This is a genomic window from Kribbella antibiotica (genome assembly GCF_004349055.1).
Classification (GTDB): Bacteria; Actinomycetota; Actinomycetes; order Propionibacteriales; family Kribbellaceae; genus Kribbella; species Kribbella antibiotica.
The window spans coordinates 1-3,303 of record NZ_SMKX01000279.1 but is presented as its reverse complement, the minus strand read 5'-3'; the positions used below and the strand labels follow the sequence as shown (position 1 = coordinate 3,303).

General features: G+C 66.8%; 6 protein-coding genes. 2 read left to right on the top strand and 4 right to left on the bottom strand.

All coding sequences use genetic code 11. The features are described 5' to 3' along the window. Nucleotides 1–180, bottom strand: a 180-nt coding sequence (locus E1263_RS42105) for an NUDIX domain-containing protein (RefSeq protein WP_132178042.1), incomplete at its 3' end; no start/stop codon positions are given. After that, the gene (locus E1263_RS42100) at nucleotides 177–797 is read right to left on the bottom strand and encodes a nucleotidyltransferase domain-containing protein (RefSeq protein ID WP_132178040.1); all 621 of its coding nucleotides are present in this window, start codon (nucleotides 795–797) and stop codon (nucleotides 177–179) included. The genes E1263_RS42105 and E1263_RS42100, both read right to left, overlap by 4 nt. Nucleotides 798–828: 31 nt before the next feature. Between E1263_RS42100 and E1263_RS42095 the strand changes: the two genes are divergently transcribed. Beyond that, nucleotides 829–1,299 carry an HAD domain-containing protein gene (locus tag E1263_RS42095; RefSeq protein ID WP_165956945.1) on the top strand — a complete coding sequence of 157 codons (471 nt, stop codon included), beginning with the start codon at nucleotides 829–831 and terminating at the stop codon, nucleotides 1,297–1,299. A gap of 240 nt (nucleotides 1,300–1,539) precedes the next feature. Beyond that, nucleotides 1,540–2,478 carry a LysR family transcriptional regulator gene (locus tag E1263_RS42090; protein WP_132178038.1) on the top strand — a complete coding sequence of 313 codons (939 nt, stop codon included), beginning with the start codon at nucleotides 1,540–1,542 and terminating at the stop codon, nucleotides 2,476–2,478. On the opposite strand, the gene E1263_RS42085 is transcribed toward E1263_RS42090, so the two are convergent. Then, on the bottom strand, nucleotides 2,407–3,129 hold the full coding sequence (locus tag E1263_RS42085) for an SDR family NAD(P)-dependent oxidoreductase (protein WP_132178036.1): 723 nt from the start codon (nucleotides 3,127–3,129) through the stop codon (nucleotides 2,407–2,409). The genes E1263_RS42090 and E1263_RS42085 overlap by 72 nt on opposite strands. A gap of 2 nt (nucleotides 3,130–3,131) precedes the next feature. Continuing rightward, nucleotides 3,132–3,263, bottom strand: coding sequence for an SDR family oxidoreductase (locus E1263_RS42080; RefSeq protein WP_272949736.1), 132 nt, complete (start codon nucleotides 3,261–3,263; stop codon nucleotides 3,132–3,134). Between the last annotated feature and the right edge of the window lie 40 nt (nucleotides 3,264–3,303).

Below are 3,303 nucleotides of genomic sequence, written 5' to 3'. Positions count from 1 at the left end.
CGTCAACCCCGTCTCCTCCATCAACTCCCGCGTCACCGCCGCAAACGGATCCTCCCCGTGCTCCACCTTCCCGCCCGGCAACGTCCACCAAGTCCCCTCCCCACCCGGCGACACATACCGAGCGAGCAAAACCCGCCCATCCACAAAACAAACCCCATAAGCAGCCAACCGAAAACTCATCCCAGCAAGGTAATCCATGGGTGTTCTTCGCCGCTGGCGTCGGCAAGGGCGGCCCTCAGCCACCGCCGGGCGGCCTCGCTCAGTAGCGGTGCGGTGGCTTCGAAGTCCACCTGATCCTTCGGCCGGGTCTGCAGGCCCTTGAACAACAGCACCAGCTCGGGGCGCAGGTACGGAATTCCGTCCGGCGTACGGGCGACAGCCTCGTCGTACGGCAGGCGGATCGAGCGGTCGAGCGCACAGATCCAGTGCACACCGTCGTCCGGAGTCCGCATCACGTCAGCCCGCCACCGGCCCGTCGACGGATCACGAACGAATGTCTGCTGGTATTCGAAATAGGCAGGGCCCGCACCGTCGACCGGCCAGAACCCTTCCCGCCCCGCGACAAAGAACTCGTACCCCGACAACCGCTCCCGAAGCAGGTCGAAGTCCCACAACGGCGTCGCGATCTCCAGATCCTCGTGCTCCCGAGTCTGTCGCCCCCGGAACAGGTCCAGAGCCCACCCGCCGACCACGCACCATCGCGCCCGCGTCCCCGCCAGCAGCCCAGCAATCTCCTCAGGCCGCCACGCATCCCACGCCGCAGGACCCCCATCGAGCCGAACCGGTTTCGACAACATCCATCGAGCCTAAGCCCGCTATCGTGCGTGCGTGTCGCGCCCACTGCTCTTCCTCGATGTCGACGGCCCGCTGATCCCCTTCGGTGGAACGAACTACCCGACGTACGGCGGCATCTCCGGAGCCAATCCCCTCGCGGCCCGGATCAACCCAGCCCATGGACCCCGCCTAGCAGCCCTCGGCTGCGAGCTCGTCTGGGCCACCACCTGGATGTCCGAGGCCAACGAGGTCGTGTCGCCGCGTCTCGGCCTGCCGGACCTTCCGGTCGTCGTCTGGCCCGACGGCGAGGACCCCGAGGGCCTGCACTGGAAGACAATTCCCCTCGCCCAGTGGGCCGCCGATCGCCCCTTCATCTGGGTGGACGACGAGCTCACCGCCAACGACCGCGCGTGGGCCCGAGCCAACCACCCGGCGCCAACGCTCCTCCACAAAGTCGATCCGGTCCGCGGCCTCACCGACGCAGACTTCGCCATACTGCAGCAATGGCTGACCAACAAAACCTGACGTCGGGTTCTCGCTGATCCAGCGAGGCGTAAGGCTCTAGCTCGTCCTCGCAATCGCTCAAGCCTGAGGCGGACCGCCAGCACTGTCTAACTGGTTGCGACTGGTCTGGTTCACGCTCAGACCTGCCCCGATGATGCCCTCAGAGCCGAGTTAGACAGTGGTGGGCGTCCGCCGACGGCACTGTCCCGGGGGTGTAACACTGGTGATTACATCGTTACGCCCCGGCGGGAAGGTTGGCCGATGAGTCTTCGCCAGTACGAGTACGCCCTGGCTGTTGCCGAGGAGGGTTCGGTGACGGCGGCCGCGGAGCGGTTGCATGTCGCGCAGCCGTCGGTGTCCCAGCAGATTCGCGGGCTGGAGCGCGAGCTCGGCGTACAACTCTTCGCCCGTACGCCGACCGGTCTGGTGCCGACCGTCGTCGGCCGCGCGTTCTTGCGGGAGGCCCAGGTCGCGGTCAGCGCATCGCGCCGGGCGAGGGCCACCGCGCGAGCCGGTGCCGAGGAACTGGTAGGCGAGCTGATTGTCGCCGTACAGCTGGGTTTTGGAACTCGCCAGCTCCCGGGCGCGCTGGGGGAGTTGCGCCGGCGCTTCCCGCGGCTCGAGGTCACCGTCTTCGAGGAGCAGAGCTCGGCTGAGCTCGAGCGACTGTGCAGCCGCGGCGTACTCGACCTCGCTCTGATGGCGGCCTGCAACCGGAGCCCGGCCGATGCTCACCAGCTTGGCGAGGAGGAGTTCGTCGTCGTACTGAGTCCGGGCCACGAGCTCCTGGCCGAGGACCGCGTTGCGTTGCGCGACCTGAAAAGCGAGCCGTGGTTGAGGTTTGACCGCGACAGCGCACTCGACGCCGTACTGGTGAAGGTGCTGCAAGACAACGACCTGACCCCCACCACGGCCGCCCGCGTCTCCCAGACCGCGACGGCCGTGCGCTGGGCGGCGCACGGCCTCGGAGTCACGCTCGTGCCGGCCTCGGTGGTTCCCGACGACCATCAGCACCTGGTTCGCCCGGTATTGCCGGACGTCGCTCAGCCGGTCATCGCCGTACTGCGTCCAGAGGCCGGGCCCGCCGAGACTGCCCTGCTCGAACTCCTCCGCGAGGAAACCTGGCCTCTAGAAAGCAGCGCCGCCGGCGTCGACGTGGATCGTGGTGCCGTTGATGTAGCTGGCGCGAGGCGAAGCTAAGAAGTAGATCGCCTCCGCAATCTCCCGCGGATCAGCCGTCCGCTGCAGCCCCAGCGCCTTGGCCATGCCCTCATTGCCGTCCGGACCCCACTCGGCCAACACGCCCTCGGTCCGCGTCGGCCCAGGCGCCACACTGTTCACCCGTACGCCGCCCTCGGCGAACTCCACCGCCCAAGTCCGAGTCAGCGAGGCGAGCGCCGCCTTGGATGCGCTGTACGCCGAAGTGGTGGCGAACGCCCTGTGCGCAGCCAACGTGGTCACGTTGACGATGCTGCCCTCGCCTTTCGCCAGCATGTGTGGCACCAATGCTGCGACCAGGAAGTAGGCCCCGCGCACATTCGTGTCGAAAATCCGCGCATAGTCCGCAACGCTCTGATCAACTGTCAGTGCAGTCGGGAAAGCACCCGCGTTGTTGACGAGAATGTCGACCGGTCCACTCTGTCGAGCCAACTCGGCCACCGATTCAAGGTCGGACAGATCAGCCGCCATGAATCGAACCGCGTCATGGTCGCGTGCGGCCTTCTCGCCGCGCTCTACGTTGCGCCCGCTGATGATGACCTCTGCTCCCGCACCGGCCAGCAACCGGGCAGTCGCCAACCCGATCCCCGAAGTCCCGCCGGTCACCAATGCCTTCTTACCCTGCAGTTCCATCATCATCGCCTCGGGTATTCGCCGCCGTCGACCACAAGATTGCTCCCGGTCAACCACCCGGCCCGCTCCGAAGCGAGAAACACCACCGCATTGGCAATATCGTCAGGATCTCCCTCCCGCCCCAATGGCGGCATCCCGAAGTCCACAGTCTCCGACTGCAGCCCCGCCCACAAC